This is a genomic window from Streptomyces paradoxus, assembly GCF_014202475.1.
Classification (GTDB): domain Bacteria; phylum Actinomycetota; class Actinomycetes; order Streptomycetales; family Streptomycetaceae; genus Streptomyces; species Streptomyces paradoxus.
In genome coordinates, this window is sequence record NZ_JACHGV010000006.1 from 413,882 (window position 1) to 430,054 (window position 16,173).

General features: G+C 73.0%; 15 protein-coding genes. 9 read left to right on the forward strand and 6 right to left on the reverse strand.

Features of this window, described 5'->3' with window-relative positions:
• Positions 1-99 precede the first annotated feature (99 nt).
• Both HNR57_RS22250 and HNR57_RS22255 read right to left on the reverse strand, forming a co-directional pair.
• A complete protein-coding gene (locus HNR57_RS22250) occupies positions 100-720 on the reverse strand; it encodes a TetR/AcrR family transcriptional regulator (protein WP_184562029.1) in 621 nt (206 codons plus the stop codon).
• Positions 717-1,313, reverse strand: a complete 597-nt coding sequence (locus HNR57_RS22255) for a hypothetical protein (RefSeq protein ID WP_184562031.1) — start codon at positions 1,311-1,313, stop codon at positions 717-719. Before HNR57_RS22255 ends, HNR57_RS22250 begins: the two co-directional genes overlap by 4 nt.
• A gap of 152 nt (positions 1,314-1,465) precedes the next feature.
• Here HNR57_RS22255 and hmgA point away from each other — a divergent pair, with 152 nt between their 5' ends.
• Genes hmgA through HNR57_RS22270 form a run of 3 tightly spaced genes read left to right on the forward strand, consistent with a single transcriptional unit; the run spans position 1,466 to position 4,775 of the window.
• Positions 1,466-2,818: a homogentisate 1,2-dioxygenase gene (gene hmgA, locus HNR57_RS22260; protein ID WP_184562033.1), complete on the forward strand. Its 1,353-nt coding sequence runs from the start codon at positions 1,466-1,468 to the stop codon at positions 2,816-2,818.
• 26 nt (positions 2,819-2,844) lie between these two features.
• A complete protein-coding gene (locus HNR57_RS22265; RefSeq protein WP_184562035.1) occupies positions 2,845-3,594 on the forward strand; it encodes a GntR family transcriptional regulator in 750 nt (249 codons plus the stop codon).
• A 26-nt stretch (positions 3,595-3,620) separates the two neighbouring features.
• Positions 3,621-4,775 carry a type ISP restriction/modification enzyme gene (locus tag HNR57_RS22270; RefSeq protein WP_184562037.1) on the forward strand — a complete coding sequence of 385 codons (1,155 nt, stop codon included), beginning with the start codon at positions 3,621-3,623 and terminating at the stop codon, positions 4,773-4,775.
• Here the strand turns inward: HNR57_RS22270 and HNR57_RS22275 are convergent.
• Complete coding sequence (locus HNR57_RS22275; protein WP_184562039.1) at positions 4,772-5,488, reverse strand: TetR/AcrR family transcriptional regulator; 717 nt, start codon at positions 5,486-5,488, stop codon at positions 4,772-4,774. The genes HNR57_RS22270 and HNR57_RS22275 overlap by 4 nt on opposite strands.
• A gap of 63 nt (positions 5,489-5,551) precedes the next feature.
• Here HNR57_RS22275 and HNR57_RS22280 point away from each other — a divergent pair, with 63 nt between their 5' ends.
• Positions 5,552-6,526, forward strand: coding sequence for an efflux ABC transporter ATPase subunit, DrrA-related (locus tag HNR57_RS22280; protein ID WP_184562041.1), 975 nt, complete (start codon positions 5,552-5,554; stop codon positions 6,524-6,526).
• Complete coding sequence (locus HNR57_RS22285) at positions 6,523-7,305, forward strand: ABC transporter permease (protein WP_184562043.1); 783 nt, start codon at positions 6,523-6,525, stop codon at positions 7,303-7,305. Before HNR57_RS22280 ends, HNR57_RS22285 begins: the two co-directional genes overlap by 4 nt.
• Before the next feature lie 171 nt (positions 7,306-7,476).
• Here HNR57_RS22285 and HNR57_RS22290 read toward each other — a convergent pair whose 3' ends face one another.
• The 3 genes from HNR57_RS22290 to HNR57_RS22300 form a co-directional block, all read right to left on the reverse strand.
• Complete coding sequence (locus HNR57_RS22290) at positions 7,477-7,743, reverse strand: hypothetical protein (RefSeq protein WP_184562045.1); 267 nt, start codon at positions 7,741-7,743, stop codon at positions 7,477-7,479.
• A 126-nt stretch (positions 7,744-7,869) separates the two neighbouring features.
• Complete coding sequence (locus HNR57_RS22295) at positions 7,870-8,688, reverse strand: anti-sigma factor (protein ID WP_184562047.1); 819 nt, start codon at positions 8,686-8,688, stop codon at positions 7,870-7,872.
• The gene (locus tag HNR57_RS22300) at positions 8,685-9,227 is read right to left on the reverse strand and encodes a sigma-70 family RNA polymerase sigma factor (RefSeq protein WP_184562049.1); all 543 of its coding nucleotides are present in this window, start codon (positions 9,225-9,227) and stop codon (positions 8,685-8,687) included. The genes HNR57_RS22295 and HNR57_RS22300 overlap by 4 nt, the downstream gene beginning before the upstream one ends.
• Positions 9,228-9,453: 226 nt before the next feature.
• Here HNR57_RS22300 and HNR57_RS22305 point away from each other — a divergent pair, with 226 nt between their 5' ends.
• The 4 genes from HNR57_RS22305 (at position 9,454) to HNR57_RS22320 (ending at position 16,170) form a co-directional block, all read left to right on the forward strand.
• Positions 9,454-10,986 carry a DUF4331 domain-containing protein gene (locus tag HNR57_RS22305; RefSeq protein ID WP_184562051.1) on the forward strand — a complete coding sequence of 511 codons (1,533 nt, stop codon included), beginning with the start codon at positions 9,454-9,456 and terminating at the stop codon, positions 10,984-10,986.
• Between the two features lie 100 nt (positions 10,987-11,086).
• Complete coding sequence (locus HNR57_RS22310) at positions 11,087-12,799, forward strand: tetratricopeptide repeat protein (protein WP_184562053.1); 1,713 nt, start codon at positions 11,087-11,089, stop codon at positions 12,797-12,799.
• Entirely contained in the window at positions 12,796-14,382 is a 1,587-nt protein-coding gene (locus tag HNR57_RS22315) for a HoxN/HupN/NixA family nickel/cobalt transporter (RefSeq protein WP_184562055.1), read from the forward strand. The genes HNR57_RS22310 and HNR57_RS22315 overlap by 4 nt, the downstream gene beginning before the upstream one ends.
• A 114-nt stretch (positions 14,383-14,496) precedes the next feature.
• The gene (locus HNR57_RS22320) at positions 14,497-16,170 is read left to right on the forward strand and encodes a serine/threonine-protein kinase (protein WP_313674371.1); all 1,674 of its coding nucleotides are present in this window, start codon (positions 14,497-14,499) and stop codon (positions 16,168-16,170) included.
• The last annotated feature ends 3 nt before the right edge of the window (positions 16,171-16,173 follow it).

Below are 16,173 nucleotides of genomic sequence, written 5' to 3' on the forward strand. Positions count from 1 at the left end.
CCGAGCATACCGACCGGTATGCATCTCCGGGAGGGCCTGACGTAACCGAGGGCGGAGCGAGGGGCGGAACCGAGGTCAGTCGAGGGGGCGGAACCGAGGTCAGTCGAGGGCGCGGGCCAGATAGGCGCGCAGCAATTCCCGGGCCTCGCCGATGATCCGCTCGTCCCCCTCCGGTGCCACCCGGAAGGCCAGGTGCACGAGGGTGTCGGCGGTCTCGACGGCTATGAGGAAGACCCGGCGCAGATCCTCGTCGGGTTCGCGGTCGAGGTAGCCGGAGAGGAGCTCGGTGAGGCGGTCGGCGACACGGTGGTTGGGTTCGCTGTGGCGGGCACCGACCGGGATCTGGTTGCCGAAGTCGACGAGCGAGAAGCCGGGCGCGGTGCGCTTCATGTCCAGGTACTCGTCGAGCACGGCGTCCATGGCCGTGCGCCAGCCCCCGTCCCCACCGGCCTGCCGCAGGCGCTGGGTGACGCGCTCGGAGTACCGCTCCAGGTTGCGCTGCGCCAGCGCGTCGGCCATCTCGCGCTTGTTGCCGAAGAAGCGGTAGACGGAGCCGATCGGGACCGAGGCCCGCTGGGCGACGGCACGGGTGCTCAGGGCGTCGTAACCGACCTCGTCGAGGAGGTCGGCGCACGCGTCGAGGATCCTGGTCAGGCGTTCGGCGCTGCGCCGCTGCACGGGCGCACGACGGAGCGATGTCGCGTGGGGCACGGGCTTCATGATGCCCCTTGAACGCGGTCCGGTGAACCTCGCCCCCCGCCGTCCGCGCCCTGCGTGCGGGCCTTGCGCCGGGAGGCCGCGTCCGGCGACATCCCCGGCCCGGGCTCCGACGCGGTGACGTCGGCCGTGCTCTCCACGGGCTTGCCGTCCACGGCCCACACGGTGCCGTCGTCTGCGTAGAGGCGGGCCGTGACACGGTGCGTGCCGCGCGGGACGAGGCGGCTGTCCAGCCGGTGGGCGGGAGCGCGGAGCCGGGCGACGGGACGGCCGTCGACGTAGAGGCGCGCGACACCCCTCCCGGCCACCGCACGGGCCGGCGCGCCGGCCGGTGAGAAGCGGAAATTGCGCAGGGTCAGGCGTACGTCCCAGCCGCCGGCGGCGTCGGGCTGCACCTCGATGCCGACACCGGGGGCGCCCTCCTGCCCGACCTCGCGCAAGGGCCGTCCCTCCTGGTCCCGGTCCTCCAGGATCTTGCCCACCGGGGCGGGCGACGCACCGCCCTGACGGGCGTCGTCGGTGCCACAGCCCGCGGATCCGGCCAGAAGGAGGACACAGACCGCGAGCGCGGCGCGAGATCTCCGTGTCCACGACATGTCCGGGAGCCTAGAACACACGTCCGGCCCGGCGGATCGTTCTCAAGTCGGGTTCATGTCATCCCCCGAGAGGAGGGGCGCGCCCCTCTTGCGTCGGGGAAATCGCAATCCTACGGTACTCCATAGGAATCGGACGCAAGGGAGCAGCGATCATGGGCGATGGGGGAACCACCCGCGCGGGCACGTTCGAGCGTGGGGAAGCGCAAAAGACCGCGGAAGGGCTGACCTACCTCTCCGGCTTCGGCAACGAGCACAGCTCGGAAGCCGTCCCGGGCGCGCTGCCCGAGGGCCGCAACTCGCCCCAGCGTGCCCCGCTGGGGCTGTACGCGGAGCAGCTGAGCGGTTCGGCGTTCACCGAGCCGCGGGCACACAACCGCCGCTCGTGGCTGTACCGGATCCGCCCGTCGGCCGCGCACCCGGCGTTCACCCGGACCCACAACGGCTCGGTCCGCACCGCCCCCTTCACCCAGACCGTGCCCGATCCCAACCGCCTGCGCTGGAACCCGCTGCCCGACCCGGCGCCCGAGACCGACTTCCTGGCGGGCCTGTGGACCCTGGGCGGCAACGGCGACGCCACCCAGCGCACCGGCATCGCCGTCCACCTCTACGCGGCCAACGCCTCGATGGACCGGGTGTTCAGCGACGCCGACGGGGAGCTGCTGATCGTCCCCGAGCGCGGCGGGCTGCTGCTGCGCACCGAGTTCGGCCTGCTGCATGTGGAGCCGGGACATGTGGGACTGATCCCGCGTGGTGTCCGCTTCCGTGTGGAGCTGCTCGACGAGTCCGCCCGCGGCTATGTGTGCGAGAACTACGGCGCGCCCTTCCGCCTCCCCGACCTGGGCCCGATCGGCGCCAACGGGCTCGCCAACCCCCGGGACTTCCGCGCACCCGTCGCCGCGTACGAGGACGCCGAGGGGCCGGTGGAGGTGGTGAACAAGTTCTGCGGCAACCTGTGGACGGCCACCTACGACCACTCGCCCCTCGACGTGGTGGCCTGGCACGGCAACCATGTGCCGTACGTCTACGACCTGCGCCGCTTCAATGTGCTCGGCACCATCTCCTACGACCACCCGGACCCCTCGATCTTCACGGTGCTGACCTCCCCGTCGGACACCCCGGGGCTGGCGGGTGTCGACTTCGTGGTGTTCGCGCCGCGCTGGCTGGTGGGCGAGGACACGTTCCGGCCGCCGTACTTCCACCGGAACGTGATGACCGAGTACATGGGCCTGATCGAGGGCGCGTACGACGCGAAGGCGGAAGGCTTCGTGCCGGGCGGCGGTTCGCTGCACAACATGATGTCGGCGCACGGCCCGGACCGGGAGACGTTCGACCGGGCGAGCGCCGCCGAGCTGAAGCCGCAGAAGATCGACGACGGCCTGGCGTTCATGTTCGAGACCCGCTGGCCGCTCACCCTGACCCCGCACGCGGCCCGCGCGGAACACCTCCAGCAGCGCTACGACGACGTCTGGCAGGGCATGGAGAGGCACTTCCGCCCCTTGCACTGATCATTTCCTACCGGTACGGATGGCCCGTGACCTCCTTCGCCCCGGACTCCATCGTCCTGAACCGCAAGCTGCCGCTCTGGTATCAGGTGTCGCAGTCGCTGCGCGCCTCGATCCTCGGCCGCTCGCCCCAGGACCCGCTGCGGCTGCCCACGGAGGAGCAGCTGGCGGGGCACTACGGAGTGAGCGTGCTGACGATGCGGCAGGCGCTGAAGGAGCTGGAGGACGAGGGCCTGATCACGCGCCACCGGCGGCGGGGCACGTTCATCGAGCCGCACGCCCGCCGGGGCTCGCCGGTGCGCCTGCTCGGCTCGGTGGACGCCATCGTGGCCCAGCAGTCCGGTATGACGACCGAACTGCTGGACCACGGCAGCACACCCGTGCCGACGGCACTCGCCGAGTTCTTCCCGGACGTGCCGGAGGTCGCGACGTACCACCGGCTGCGGAGCGACGAGAAGACCGGTGAGCCGACGAATCACGCCCGCAACTACGTGCGGCCCGAACTGGCCGAGCGGATCGACCTGGACGACCTCGTCCGGTGGCCCATGACCAAGGTGCTGCGGGACGTGGTGGGCGCGGACATCAGCCGCATCACGGACACGGTGGAGGCGCGGCTGGCCGACCCGGAGACCTCGAAACTGCTCCAAGTCCCCCTGCTGAGCCCGATCCTGCACTACACGGGCGTGACCTACGACGCCGCGGGACGGGTCCTCGACGCGGCGGTCATCCACTACCGGGGCGACCGGTTCTCCTTCACGGTGACCCTGGAAGCCACCTGACCCGCGCGCGGTCGTCAGGTCGTACGATGCCCAGCGTGACGCACGACGACGCTCCGCTGCTGGCGGACCTCATGCCGTGGTCCGTCGCACCGCCCCGGCTCGGCCGGGGCTGGCCGGCGGCGCCCGACGCGGCGTCCCTCAAGGCCCGCTGGGACGCCTTGGTGAAGGCCGAGGGGCCCGACCGCGAGACCCTGTTCGAGCCGACCCGCTCCCGCACGCTGCACACGGCGGTCGGGCAGCTGCCCGGCCGGACCGGCAGCGGCACGGAGAAGCTCGTGCGCGCCTCGGGGGTCTGCCCGGAACCTGAGCGCGTCCTGCTCGCGCCCTACGACGAGCAGTGGCTGATCCCCGACCAGCGGCTCATCGACACGGCCCGCCCGGAGCTGTGGCGGGTGGCGGACGAACGGCAGGTCTTCGTGGTGGAGGCGCCCGAGGCCACCCCGCCCCTGCTCGTCACCTCGCTGCTCCCACTGCTCCGCCCCGGACGCGTCCGCCCGCTGTTCCGGCGCCCGGGCGGCCGCGAGCCGAACCTGGCCCCGGGCCTGCTCCAGCACCTCGGAGCCCGCCTGGGCGCCACCCCGGCCCCGCTGGACGTACTGGCCTGGATCACGGCCACGGCCCGCCCGGACCTCACCGTCCCGCTCACCGGGGACACCGGCGAGTGGGAGCGGGGCCTGGAGCTGGGCCACCGGATGCTCTGGCTGATGCGCCGCGACGGCGAGCGCCCGAAGCTCCCCGGCGGCCGCCGCCCCTACGTCCGCGCTCCGCTGCCCTCCCGGCCCGTGACACTGCACTACGACCGGGACGAGGAAGCCCTGTTCCTGGACGAGGGCCGCATCTCCCCGGTGCCGCCGGAGGCCTGGGACTTCGAGGTGGGCGGCGTCCGCGTCCTCCAGCAGTGGTTCGCGGCCCGCGTCGCCGCCCCGGAGCCGGGCACGCTGGCGGCGATCCGCCCCGCGACCTGGCCCCAGACCTGGACGTCGGAGCTGCTGGAGCTGATCACCGTCCTCGCGCTCCTCGCGGAGCTGCGCCCCTTGGAAGAGCCGGACATCGCCGACCCGGTCACGGCCGCGGACCTGCGCACGGCGGGCGTCCTCCCGGTACCGAGCACGGCCCGCCGCCCCGCATCGGTACTGGAGGGTCCCGAGGAGGGCCCGGAGGGTCAGCTGGCGCTGCTCTAGCGCAGCTCGGGGTCGAAGGCGTCCAGGACGCGTTCGAGCGCCCGTCTGAACACGGCTTCCAGGTCGACCGGCCCGCTCTGCTCCGTGAAGGCCGCGGTCAGCCGCGGATAGGCGCCGGTGGCGATCTGGCTGCCCAGATAGGCCATGCGGACCGCGTTCTCCTCCTCCGCCGTCCACGGCATGGAGCGGGTGCGTTCGGCGGTCGCGATGTCATTGCCGGTGTACGTCGTCACGACGCCGTTGAGCAGCGCGACCAGCTCCGTCTTCGTGCCGGCCGGCACGTCGAGCGGTTCGAGGCAGGCCAGGCAGTGCTCCAGGTAGCGCAGGGTGTTGGGGCTGAAGCCGAACACCCCGGGCATCAGGCGCGGCACCCAGGTGTGGCGGTACATGATGGCGCGCGTCTCCTCCGCGTTGCGGAGCATGTCGGCGCGCCAGTCGCCCGAGGGCTCGAACATCTCGTGCTCGGCACCGATGGCGTCGATCATCAGCTCGTACAGGTCCTCCTTGCGGGGGACGTAGTTGTACAGCGACATCGTGCCGCAGCCCAGCTCAGCGGCGACCTGCCGCATGGTGACCCCGTCCAGCCCCGACGCGTCGGCGATCCGCACCGCCGCCGCCGCGATGTCGGCGCGGGTGAACGCCGGTTTCGGCCCACGGCCGGTGCGCTCGGGGCGCGCCCAGATCACTTCGGGTACGGCCGCTCGGTCCGCCATCGATCATCACCTCGGCCACCATCCTAGTTACGTACAGCGTACGTAGTGCGCTATGGTCATGCCATGACTTCTACGTACGCTGTACTTAGTGAAGGTCTGGAGAAGCGGTTCGGGCAGGTCCACGCCCTGCGGGGGCTGGACCTCGCGGTCGCCGAGGGGACCGTCTGCGGGGTCCTCGGGCCGAACGGGGCGGGCAAGACGACGGCCGTGGGACTGCTGACCACGCTGCTGCGGCCGGACGCGGGCTCCGCCCGGGTCGCGGGGCACGACCTCGTCCGCGAGGCCGCGGCCGTCCGCGGCCGGATCGCCGTCACCGGGCAGGACACCTCGATCGACGGAGACCTCACCGGCCGCCAGAACCTCCGGCTCTTCGGCCGGCTGCACCGGGTGCGCGGTCCGGCCGGCCGGACCGCGGAACTCCTCGACCGCTTCGGCCTGACCGAGGCCGCCGACCGCCCCGCGTCCACCTGGTCCGGCGGCATGCGCCGCCGTCTGGACCTCGCGGCGAGCCTGGTCCGCCGCCCCGACGTGCTGTTCCTGGACGAGCCGACGACCGGCCTCGACCCGGTGAGCCGGACCCTCATCTGGGACGTGGTGCGCGGCCTGACCGCCGAGGGCACGACCGTGCTGCTCACCACGCAGTACCTGGAGGAGGCCGACCAGCTGGCCGACGACATCGCCCTGGTGGACCGGGGCCGGGTCACGCACACCGGGTCTCCGGCGCAGCTCAAGTCGCTCGTCGGGGCACACGCCGAGGTCGTCGTGCCGGAGGCGGACGTCCTCGCCGAGGCGGCGGCCGTGCTGGACCGGCTGACGGGCGCGCAGCCGTCGTTCGACCACGAGCGCAACGCCGTCGCCGCGGTCAGCAAGGACCCGACCCTCACGATCCCGCTCCTGGTGCGCGCCCTGGACACGGCCGGCGTGCCGCTGCTCGACGTGAGCCTGCGCCCGCCGACCCTCGACGACGTGTTCCTGCGCCTGACGGAGACGGCGCCCGAGCCCACCGGTACGACCGACGAGAAGGAGCGTGCCGCATGAGCATGCTGGCGCACGACGGAACCGCGATGCTGGGCCGCCAGCTGCTGCGGCTGCGCAACAACCCGGGTCTGCTGATCCTCACCCAGACGATGCCGATCAGCATGCTGCTGTTCTTCGGCTATGTCTTCGGCAGCGCACTGGCCGTGCCGGGCGAGGCCTACCGGGCCTTCCTCGTGCCGGGCCTGCTGGTGGCGACCGCCTCGGGCGGGATCATGGCCGGCATGTTCCAGGCGGCCCAGGACACACACCGGGGCGTGACGAACCGCTTCCGCACGCTGCCGGTCAGCCGGGCGGCCGTACCGCTGGGGCAGGCGGTGGCGGATCTGGTGGCCACGGCCGTCGGGACGGTGCCGTTCCTGCTGGTGGGGCTGGCGGTGGGCTGGCGGGTCGAGGGAAGCCCGCTCGAAGCGGCGGGGGCGTTCGCGCTGCTGATGCTGTTCCGCTTCGCGTGCACCTGGGTCGGGATCCACCTCGGCCTGCTCACCCGCAACGAGGAGGCGGCCGGCCAGCTGGGCGGGGCGACGTTCCTGCTGCCGCTGCTGTCCAGCGCGTACATCCCGACGAGCGGGCTGCCGGGCTGGCTGCGGACGGTCGCCGAGTGGAATCCGATCAGCGCGGTGGCGACGGCCCTGCGGGACCTCCTCGGCAACGCGCCGGTGCCGGACGGGGCTGCCTGGCCGGTGGCCCACCCCGTGGCGGGGTCGCTCCTGTGGTGCGCCGTGCTGCTCGGGGTGTTCGTGCCGCTGGCCGTGCGCCAGTACGCGCACGGGGAGCGGTGAACGGACGGCCGCGGACTGCGCCCCCGGTCACTGCCGGGCGGGGATGAGGCACCGACAGGGGGCGTGCCGCGCTCGGGATCACACCTGGCGCCGCTGCGTGCCGCGGGGATGACGGACGACGAGTGTCGCAGCGTTACGCCAGGGGCGGTGTGACCGCCCGAGCGCGGGCCCCTACCTGCCGCCGAAGAGCGAGCGGCGCAGCCGGCGCAGCGGCGCGAAGAGCGAGACGCGACGCACGCGCGCGCCCCTGCCACTGCGGTCGTGCGGCTGACGCGCGGTCAGTTCCCGCATCAGCGAGGTCGCCTCGACCGTCTCCCGCTGGGGGACGGCGGGGCCGCCCAGCACCGAGAGATGGCGGTCGAGGCGCGAACTGGTCGCGCTGCTCCCGCAGGTGATCGCAGGGACCCTGGCCCTGCTGCGCACTGTTATCTGTTCCATGTCACTCCCCACCCGTACGAGTCCACCCGGCCCGGGCAGGTTAACCCTATCGCCCCGTCCGGGCACGCGTGTATCGCGGTCACAGGATTCACCTTCCCCATAAGGGGGTTGACGATGTATCTCCGATTACTCTCCGAATCCAACAGATTTCAGGGCGAGTTGGACGATCGGCTGGGTAGTGGGCTGCGCCGATCCCCCGGCGGGCTCGACGGTCACGGCCAGTGATGTCGCGGAGGTGCCCAGACCCGTTGCGACCAGGGGCGTGTCGCGCTCGAAGAGCCCGAGGGAGCGTGGTTGCGCGCCCGGGCGCATGAGCCACAACTGGTGCACGCGGCCGCCCGCCGGGGCGCCGTATCCGCCGAGGGTGACCACGGCACTCCCCTCCGTGGCGGAAGCGATCACTCCGATGGTGCGGCCCCGCCCGTCCCGGCCACTGCCCGCACGGGCGTCCGGAGCCGCCAGAACGTGGGCGATCTCACGTGACCGATCTTGCTCGGCGGTCAGCCGGTCCTGGGCCCGGTTCGCCTGCACGGCGAAGAGCGACGCGACGACGAGGGCCGCGGCGGCGGTGGCCGTCGCGAAGGGCACGAACAGCGGGATCCGGCGCCGCTGCCGCTGGCGCGGCGGCGGCTGGGCGCCCCACACGTGCGGCGGCAGCTGCGTGGCGCGCGCCCGTGCCGGCGCGTGCGAGACCCCTTGGGGTGCCGGGTCCTGCGGAGTCGTCCGTACGGCGAGCATGACCCGGTCGCGCAGGGCGGCCGGGGGCGGGGCCGCCGTGGACCAGGCGAGCCGGACCGCGTCCTCGGTCAGGTCGCGCACCTCGGCGGCACAGCGGTCGCAGCCCCCGAGGTGCCTCTCGAAGCGGACGCGCTCCGGGGGTTCCAGGGCATCCAGCGCGTAGGGGGCGGCGAGCGAGTGCGGATCCTCGCGGCGGAAGAGGCTCATGCCACACCTCCCAGGCACTCGCGCATACGGGTCAGGCCGTCCCGCATCCGGGTCTTGACGGTGCCCAGCGGCAGGGAGAGCTGCTCGGCCACCTCACGGTACGTGTAGCCCTCGTAGTAGGCGAGGGTGACCGACTGGCGCTGCAGGACCGAGAGCCGGTCCAGGCAGCGGCGCACCCACTCGCGCTCCAGGCCGGCCTCGACCTCCTCGGTGACCTGGTCGAAGGCGGGCTGGTTCGCGCGCAGTGCCTCGCGCTGCTCACGCTCCCCGGCCGCCCGGGCGCTGCGGACCCGGTCGACGGCCCGGCGGTGGGCGAGGGTGAGGATCCAGGCCATCGCGCTGCCCCGTCCCGGGTCGAACCTCGCCGCGGACCGCCACAGTTCGAGCAGCACCTCCTGAGCCACCTCCTCCGACTGGGCGGGGTCGCGCACCACACGCCGTACGAGACCGAACACCGGCCCGGACACCAGTCCGTACAACTCCTCGAAGGCCTTCTGGTCCCCGCCTGCCACGAGCAGCAGCAGCTCGTCCGCCTCCACTCGTTCCCCCTCTCCGAGGCCACACCGGGCCTGTCCCCTCGCACGAGGCATTCGCAACGCACACACCTCCGGAGGGTGTTACGGATCAGCGCGCCGAAAACGCGGGTCCCCGAAGGTGAAACAACTTTCCCGCCTCCCCGTAAGAACGTTTGAGATTCGACCAATCCGCTTCGCCGACCGCTCCGAATGGCGTGTGTCAGGCAAGTTGGCACGGAGGACGGACGGCATGACACCTATCTCCAGGACCGGTGCGGGACGCACGAGCATCGCGACCGTGATCTGCGGCGCACTGGCCGCCGGCGGGCTCACGGCCGCCGGTGTGACCGCGCTGCAACCTGAGGCGGCATCCGCCTCCAGCCACCGCGAGGCCCCGCTGATCTCGGGGACCCCGCAGTACGACAACACCGACGTGTACGCGTTCGTCAGCCCGGACAAGCCGGACACGACGACCATCGTCGCGAACTGGATCCCCTTCGAGGAACCGGCAGGCGGCCCCAACTTCTTCACGTTCGCCGAGGACGCCCAGTACGACCTGCGCATCGACAGCAACGGTGACGCGAAGGAAGACCTGCTCTTCCGGTACACGTTCAAGACGCACACGAAGAACGACAAGACGTTCCTGTACAACACGGGCCCGGTCGAGAGCCTCGACGACCCCGACCTGAACATCACGCAGACGTACGACCTCGAACTGATCAAGCTGCGGAACCTGAAGGCGGTGTCGAAGACCAAGGTCGCCGACGACGTGCCGGTGGCGCCGTCGAACGTCGGCAAGGCGTCGATGCCGGACTACGGCGCCCTGCGCAAGCAGGCGGTGCACAAGCTCGCCGGGGGCGCCCAGACGTTCGCCGGGCAGGCCGACGACCCGTTCTTCCTGGACCTGCGCGTCTTCGACCTGCTCTACGGCGGGAACCTCTCCGAGGTCGGCAACGACACCCTCAAGGGCTACAACGTCAACTCGATCGCCCTGCAGGTCCCCAACAGCTTCATAGCCGAGTCGCACGAGCAGCCGGTCGTCGGCATCTGGTCGACGACCCAGCGCAAGAACGCCCGGGGGTACTTCGCGCAGGTCTCGCGCCTCGGCAACCCGCTGGTCAACGAGGTCGTCAACCCGCTGAAGGACAAGGACAAGTTCAACGCGTCCACGCCGCGGGACGACGGCGCGTTCCTGAAGAACGTCACCAACCCGGAGCTGCCCAAGCTCATCGAGGCGATCTACAAGATCCCGGCGCCGGACGAGCCGCGCAACGACCTGGTCGACGTCTTCCTCAAGGGCGTCAAGGACCTCAACCAGCCCCCGCACGTGACGCCTTCGGAGCAGCTGCGGCTCAACACCTCGATCAAGCCGGCCGCGAAGCCCAAGCGGCTGGGTGTCCTCGACGGTGACAACGCCGGCTTCCCCAACGGCCGTCGCCTCACCGACGACGTGATCGACGCCTCGCTCCAGGTCGTCGAGGGCGAGCTGCTCGGCGCGAAGAACGACCTCGGTGACGCGGTCGACAAGAACGACAAGAAGTTCGAGAAGTCCTTCCCGTACGTCGCCCTGCCGACGGAGGGTTCGCGCGGCCCGCTCGCCAAGGGTGTCGACGGCGGCAACGACGTGCGCAGCCAGCTGGGCGACGCCCTCCAGCCGGCCGGCGCGCAGGAATCGGACGACATGCGCCTGATCGCCGCGTCCGCGGGGGCCGGGGCGGGCGGCATCGTCCTGATCGGCGCGGCCCTGATGTGGTGGCGCCGCATGCGGAACCGGGCGTACTGACCCGCTCCGCACCACCGACCGGCGCGGCCCGTTCCCCGTCCCCCACGGCGCGGGCCGCGTCGCCGAACTCACGCACAGCACATCCGACCGAGGAGAGGTCATGCCTCCGCGTACGACCGACAGCACACCGGAGAGGCGCGACGACGACCGAGCGCCGTCGACGGACCCGGAGCCCGAGACCACCGGGGCGCGGGAGGGCGACGCGGCTGCCGGGACGGACGCGACCGGGTCACGGGGTGAGGCGGCCGAGGCCGGCCAGGACCAGCCACCCCAAGCGGGTCCGGAAGCCGGCGAAGCCGGGACCCGGGCGGACACCGCCCGCGCGGCGGCCGGAGAAGCCGGTGACCCGGCCGACTCCCGCAGCGGGGACCGGCCCGGCCTCTCGGCGCTCGCCGGCGACGGCAGCGGCGGCACGGCCGACGAGGACGACGCCGGTCAGCGGGTCGCCGCGATGCGGCGGGCCGCCGACGGGGGGCGGCGGTGGCGTGCCCTGCACCTGGCCGGGTGTGCCGTGCTGCTGGCGGTCGCGGTGACGGGTGGGGCCGTCGCGGTCGGCGGCGGGCAGGACGGCGGGACCGGCGTCGACGCCGTGTCGGCGGCCGGGGCGCTGTCGCCCGGCGATCTCGCCCGGGGGGACCTCGATGCGGGGATCGCGTCGCTGCAGAAGCACCTGCGCGCCCAGCCGAGGGACTTCGGCAGTTGGTCCACCCTCGGCGTGGCCTACGTCGAGCAGGCCCGCACGAAGGGCGACCCCTCCCGGTATCCGCAGGCCGAGCGCGCCCTGCGGCGGTCCCTGGAACTGGAACCCGGCAACGACCAGGCCCTGGCCGGGCAGGCCGCCCTGGCCGCGGCCCGGCACGACTTCCCCGGCGCCCTGGACCACGCCGACCGGGCCCTGAAGCAGAACCCCTACAACGAACGCGCCCTGTGCACCCGTATCGACGCCCTCGTCGAACTCGGCCGGTACGACGACGCGGCGAAGGCCGCCGACACCGCCGACGACAGGCGCCCGGGCGTGCCCGTCTTCACGCGCTACGCGTACGTGCGCGAGCTGCGCGGCGACGTCCGTACGGCCCGTGCCGTGCTGGAGCGCGCCCTGGGCTCCGCGAGCGCCCCCGCCGATGTCGCGTACGTCGCCACGGCCCTGGGGCAACTGGCCTGGAATCAGGGCGAGTACAAGACTGCCCTCGGGCACTACGCCCGTGCCCTCGCCGCCGACGACGCGTACCTGCCCGCCCTGGAGGGCCGCGCCCGCGCCCAGGCGGCGAGCGGTGACCGGGCCGCCGCCGTGGCCGGTCTCGAGCAGGTCGTCGCCCGGTTCCCGCTGCCCGGTCCGCTCGTCGCCCTCGGCGAGCTGTACGAGGACCGCGGTGCCGACGGCGACCGGGCGAAGGCCGGCGACCAGTACGCCCTCGTCGACGCCTGGACGGCCCTCGCCCGCGCCGGAGGCGTCAACGCCGACCTCGACTCGGCCATGGCCGCGGCCGACCACGGCGACAAGAAGGAGGCCCTGCGCTCCGCCCGCGCCGAGTGGGACCGCCGCCACAGCGTGCACACCGCCGACGCCCTCGCCTGGGCCCTGCACGTCAACGGCCGCGACGAGGAAGCCCTGCCGTACGCCCGCCGGGCGACCGCGACCGGCTACCGCAACGCCGTCTTCCTCTACCACCGCGGCGTCATCGAGCGCGCCACGGGCGACGAACGCGCGGCCCGCACGTATCTGAAGGACGCGCTGGACCTGAACCCCGGCTTCTCGCCCCTCGGCGCGCGCGAGGCCCGTACCGCACTCAAGGACCTGGAGGGGAACCGGTGAACCTGCGCCGGCTGTTCGCGTCCGGCGCCGCCGTCCTCACGGCCGCCTGCGCGCTCACCCTGCTGCCCGCCGCCACGGCGAGCGCCCACCCGCTGGGCAACTTCACCGTCAACCGCTACGACGGCCTGGTCGCCGCCCCCGGAGAGCTGCGGGTCCACCACGTCGAGGACCTCGCCGAGATCCCCGCGACCCAGGCGGGGCCGGACATCGAGCGGCTGGGCATGACCCTGTGGGCCCGCGAGCGGTGCGCCACGGCCGCCGAGGACAGCAGGGCGACCGTCGACGGACGCGAGGTCGCCCTGTCCGCCGAGCGCAGCCGTGCGCGGGTGCGGCCCGGGCAGGCGGGGCTCGACACCCTGCGTGTGGAGTGCGAGCTGACCGCTCCTCTCCCGGCGGGCGAGAAGACCGTGTCCCTCGGCTTCCGCGGTGCGGGGGCCTCCGGCGGCCCGGGCTGGCGGGAGATCACGGCGCGCGGCGACCGTATGACGCTGACCGCCTCGGACGTGCCGGAGAAGTCCATATCGGACGAACTCACCAGCTACCCGGAGGAGTTGCTGTCCTCCCCGGCCGACACCGCGTCGGCCGCCCTGCGAGTGCGCCCCGGCGGCACCGCCCTGGCCGAGGAGGAGCCGGACGCCCCCGCGGCCTCCGTGCTCCCGCGCGGCGCGGACCGCTGGACCCGGGCCCTGGACGACCTGGTGGCCCGGCAGGACCTCAGCGCCGGCTTCGCCGCGCTGGCCCTCCTCATCGCCGTCGTCCTGGGTGCGATGCACGCGCTCGCCCCGGGCCACGGCAAGACCATCATGGCCGCCACGGCGGCGGCCCGGGGCGGGCAGGCCCGGATGAAGGACGTCCTGCCCATGGCGGCCTCGGTGACCGTCACGCACACCCTGGGCGTGGTCGCCCTGGGCCTGCTGGTCACGGCCGGCTCGGCGGCGGCGCCCTCGGTGATCGCCTGGCTCGGCGTCGCCAGCGGCATCCTGGTGACCCTGGCGGGCGCGAGCCTGGTCCGCCGCGCCCTGCGCAACCGCGCGCACACCCACCCGCACGGCCATCAACACGGCCACGGGAGCCACACCCACGACCACGACGGCCACCACCACGGTCACGCGCATGACCACAGGGATCACCACCACCATCACGACCACGACCACCCGCACGATCACCCCCACCCCCACGCTCACCCCCACACGATCGAGCACACCCACGGCGGTTTCACCCACAGCCACCCCGTCGCTCCCACCCTGCGCGGCACGATCCTCATGGGCTTCGCGGGCGGGCTCGTGCCCAGCCCGTCCGCCGTGGTGGTGCTGGTCGGCGCCGCAGCCCTCGGGCAGGCCTGGTTCGGGCTGCTGCTCGTCGTCGCGTACGGCGTCGGGCTGGCGCTCACCCTCACGGCCGCCGGATACGCCGTCGTGAAGGCGGGCAGCGGCATGACCCGGCTCCTGGACCGCAGGCCCCGCTGGACGGTGGGCCCGATGGCGGCCCTGGTCCGCCGGACCGCTCCGCTCGGCTCGGCCTTCGCCGTGGTGGTTCTCGGTGCCGGACTGGTGTTCAAGGGGGCGGCATCCGCACTCGGCTGAGTTACGTTCGTGATGCGTCGGACGTCAGGAGAAAAGCGGACGTCGTGAGGAAATCCGACCTCGTGGGGAAAACACACCCCATGGAGATTTCGCCCGGCTGCGAATGGGGGCGCCGTGTTCGAAGAACCGGGCCATGAGCGTGTGATCGCGGGCCGCTACCGGCTGCTGGCACCGCTCGGCGAGGGCGGCATGGGAACGGTGTGGCGCGCCCGCGACGAGGTGCTGCACCGCGAGGTCGCCGTCAAGGAGGTGCGCGCCCCGGCCGGACTGGCGGGCGACGACGTGCAGCGGATGTACGCCCGGCTGGAGCGTGAGGCGTGGGCCGCCGCCCGGGTCGCCAACCACAACGTGGTGACGGTGTACGACGTGGCGACGGACGACGGCCGGCCGTGGATCGTCATGGAACTGGTCCGCGGACTCTCCCTGGCGGAGGTCCTGGACGCCGAGGGCCCGATGCCACCCCAGCGTGCCGCGCACATCGGCGCCGAGGTGCTGGCCGCGCTGCGGGCGGCGCACGAGGCCGGGGTGCTGCACCGCGATGTGAAACCGGCCAACGTGCTGATCTCGAACGACGGCCGGATCGTGCTCACCGACTTCGGCATCGCCATGGTCGAGGGCAGCTCTGCGCTGACCATGACCGGGGAGGTCATCGGCTCTCCGGAGTTCCTCGCCCCGGAGCGGGCCCTCGGCCGTACGCCGGGCCCGGAGTCGGACCTGTGGTCGCTCGGCGTGCTGCTGTACGCGGCGGTCGAGGGCCACTCCCCCTTCCGTCACGACACCCCGCTGAGCACACTGCGGGCGATCGTCGACGAGGAGCTGCCGCCGCCGTACCGGGCGGGTCCGCTCACCCCGGTGATCGAGGGGCTGCTGCGCAAGGACCCCGAGCAGCGGCTGCCGCCCGAGCGGGCCGAGCAGGATCTGCGGGCCGTCGCGGCGGGCGGCTCGCCGGGCCCGGACATGACCCGGGCGGTGGCGTTCCCGCCGACCGTCGCGGGCCACCCCGAGCCGGCTCCCACGCCCCCGATGCCGTTCCCCGGCCCGCCGGGGGACTCCGGGCCGGCCACCACCACGGCTGCCACCGGCCCGGACCGGGACCGCAGGGCGGGGCGGGTGCTGGTCGCCGGCGTGATCGCGCTGGCCCTCGCGGTGGGCGGTCTGACGTACGCGCTGCTCAACAACGGGGACGGCTCCGACGGCAACGACCAGGGGGCCGGGGACACCACGCCCACGGCGACCAGGAAACCCCCGGAGAACAGCGCGAGCGAGAAGTCCAGCCCGTCGCCGACCCCGAGCGAGAGCAAGGAGAGCAGTCCGCCGCCGCAGTCGGTGCGGGTCTCCCTGGAGGGCCGGCGCACGGACTACGCGGGCACCTGTCCGCCGCCGAACGCCCAGGCGCCGGAGTTCACGGCGACGCTCACGGTGGGGCGGCTGCCGGCCGAGGTGAGCTACCGCTGGGTGACGCGGGACGGCCAGGTGCTGGACGGAGGCTGGAAGACGCTGTCGTTCGCGGAGGGCGGCGGCCGTTCGAAGCAGGACACGGTGCGGGTGACGACCGAGGCGGAGACCGGGACGTTCGAGAACGAGATCAGCGTGGAGGTACGGGAGCCGGTGCGGACGACGTCCGACTCGGTGCCGTTCTCCGTGACCTGCGAGACGGAGACCCCGACAGGCGGGGCCTCCCCTTCTCCTTCCGGCACGGACCCGGACTCGGGCCCGGACTCAGGCCCGGATGCGGACTCGGACTCCGGCTCCGGTTCCGGCTCCGGTTCCGGCTCCGGCTCCGGCTGAGCG

Excerpts from the sequence above, each read along its gene's own strand:
- HNR57_RS22305 (WP_184562051.1), top strand. The coding sequence starts at position 9,454 with ATGACACCTATCTCCAGGACCGGTGCGGGACGCACGAGCATCGCGACC.
- HNR57_RS22270 (WP_184562037.1), top strand. The coding sequence starts at position 3,621 with ATGCCCAGCGTGACGCACGACGACGCTCCGCTGCTGGCGGACCTCATG.
- HNR57_RS22285 (WP_184562043.1), top strand. The coding sequence starts at position 6,523 with ATGAGCATGCTGGCGCACGACGGAACCGCGATGCTGGGCCGCCAGCTG.
- hmgA (WP_184562033.1), top strand. The coding sequence starts at position 1,466 with ATGGGCGATGGGGGAACCACCCGCGCGGGCACGTTCGAGCGTGGGGAA.
- HNR57_RS22255 (WP_184562031.1), bottom strand. The coding sequence starts at position 1,313 with ATGTCGTGGACACGGAGATCTCGCGCCGCGCTCGCGGTCTGTGTCCTC.
- HNR57_RS22275 (WP_184562039.1), bottom strand. The coding sequence starts at position 5,488 with ATGGCGGACCGAGCGGCCGTACCCGAAGTGATCTGGGCGCGCCCCGAG.
- HNR57_RS22290 (WP_184562045.1), bottom strand. The coding sequence starts at position 7,743 with ATGGAACAGATAACAGTGCGCAGCAGGGCCAGGGTCCCTGCGATCACC.
- HNR57_RS22295 (WP_184562047.1), bottom strand. The coding sequence starts at position 8,688 with ATGAGCCTCTTCCGCCGCGAGGATCCGCACTCGCTCGCCGCCCCCTAC.
- HNR57_RS22250 (WP_184562029.1), bottom strand. The coding sequence starts at position 720 with ATGAAGCCCGTGCCCCACGCGACATCGCTCCGTCGTGCGCCCGTGCAG.
- HNR57_RS22280 (WP_184562041.1), top strand. The coding sequence starts at position 5,552 with ATGACTTCTACGTACGCTGTACTTAGTGAAGGTCTGGAGAAGCGGTTC.
- HNR57_RS22310 (WP_184562053.1), top strand. The coding sequence starts at position 11,087 with ATGCCTCCGCGTACGACCGACAGCACACCGGAGAGGCGCGACGACGAC.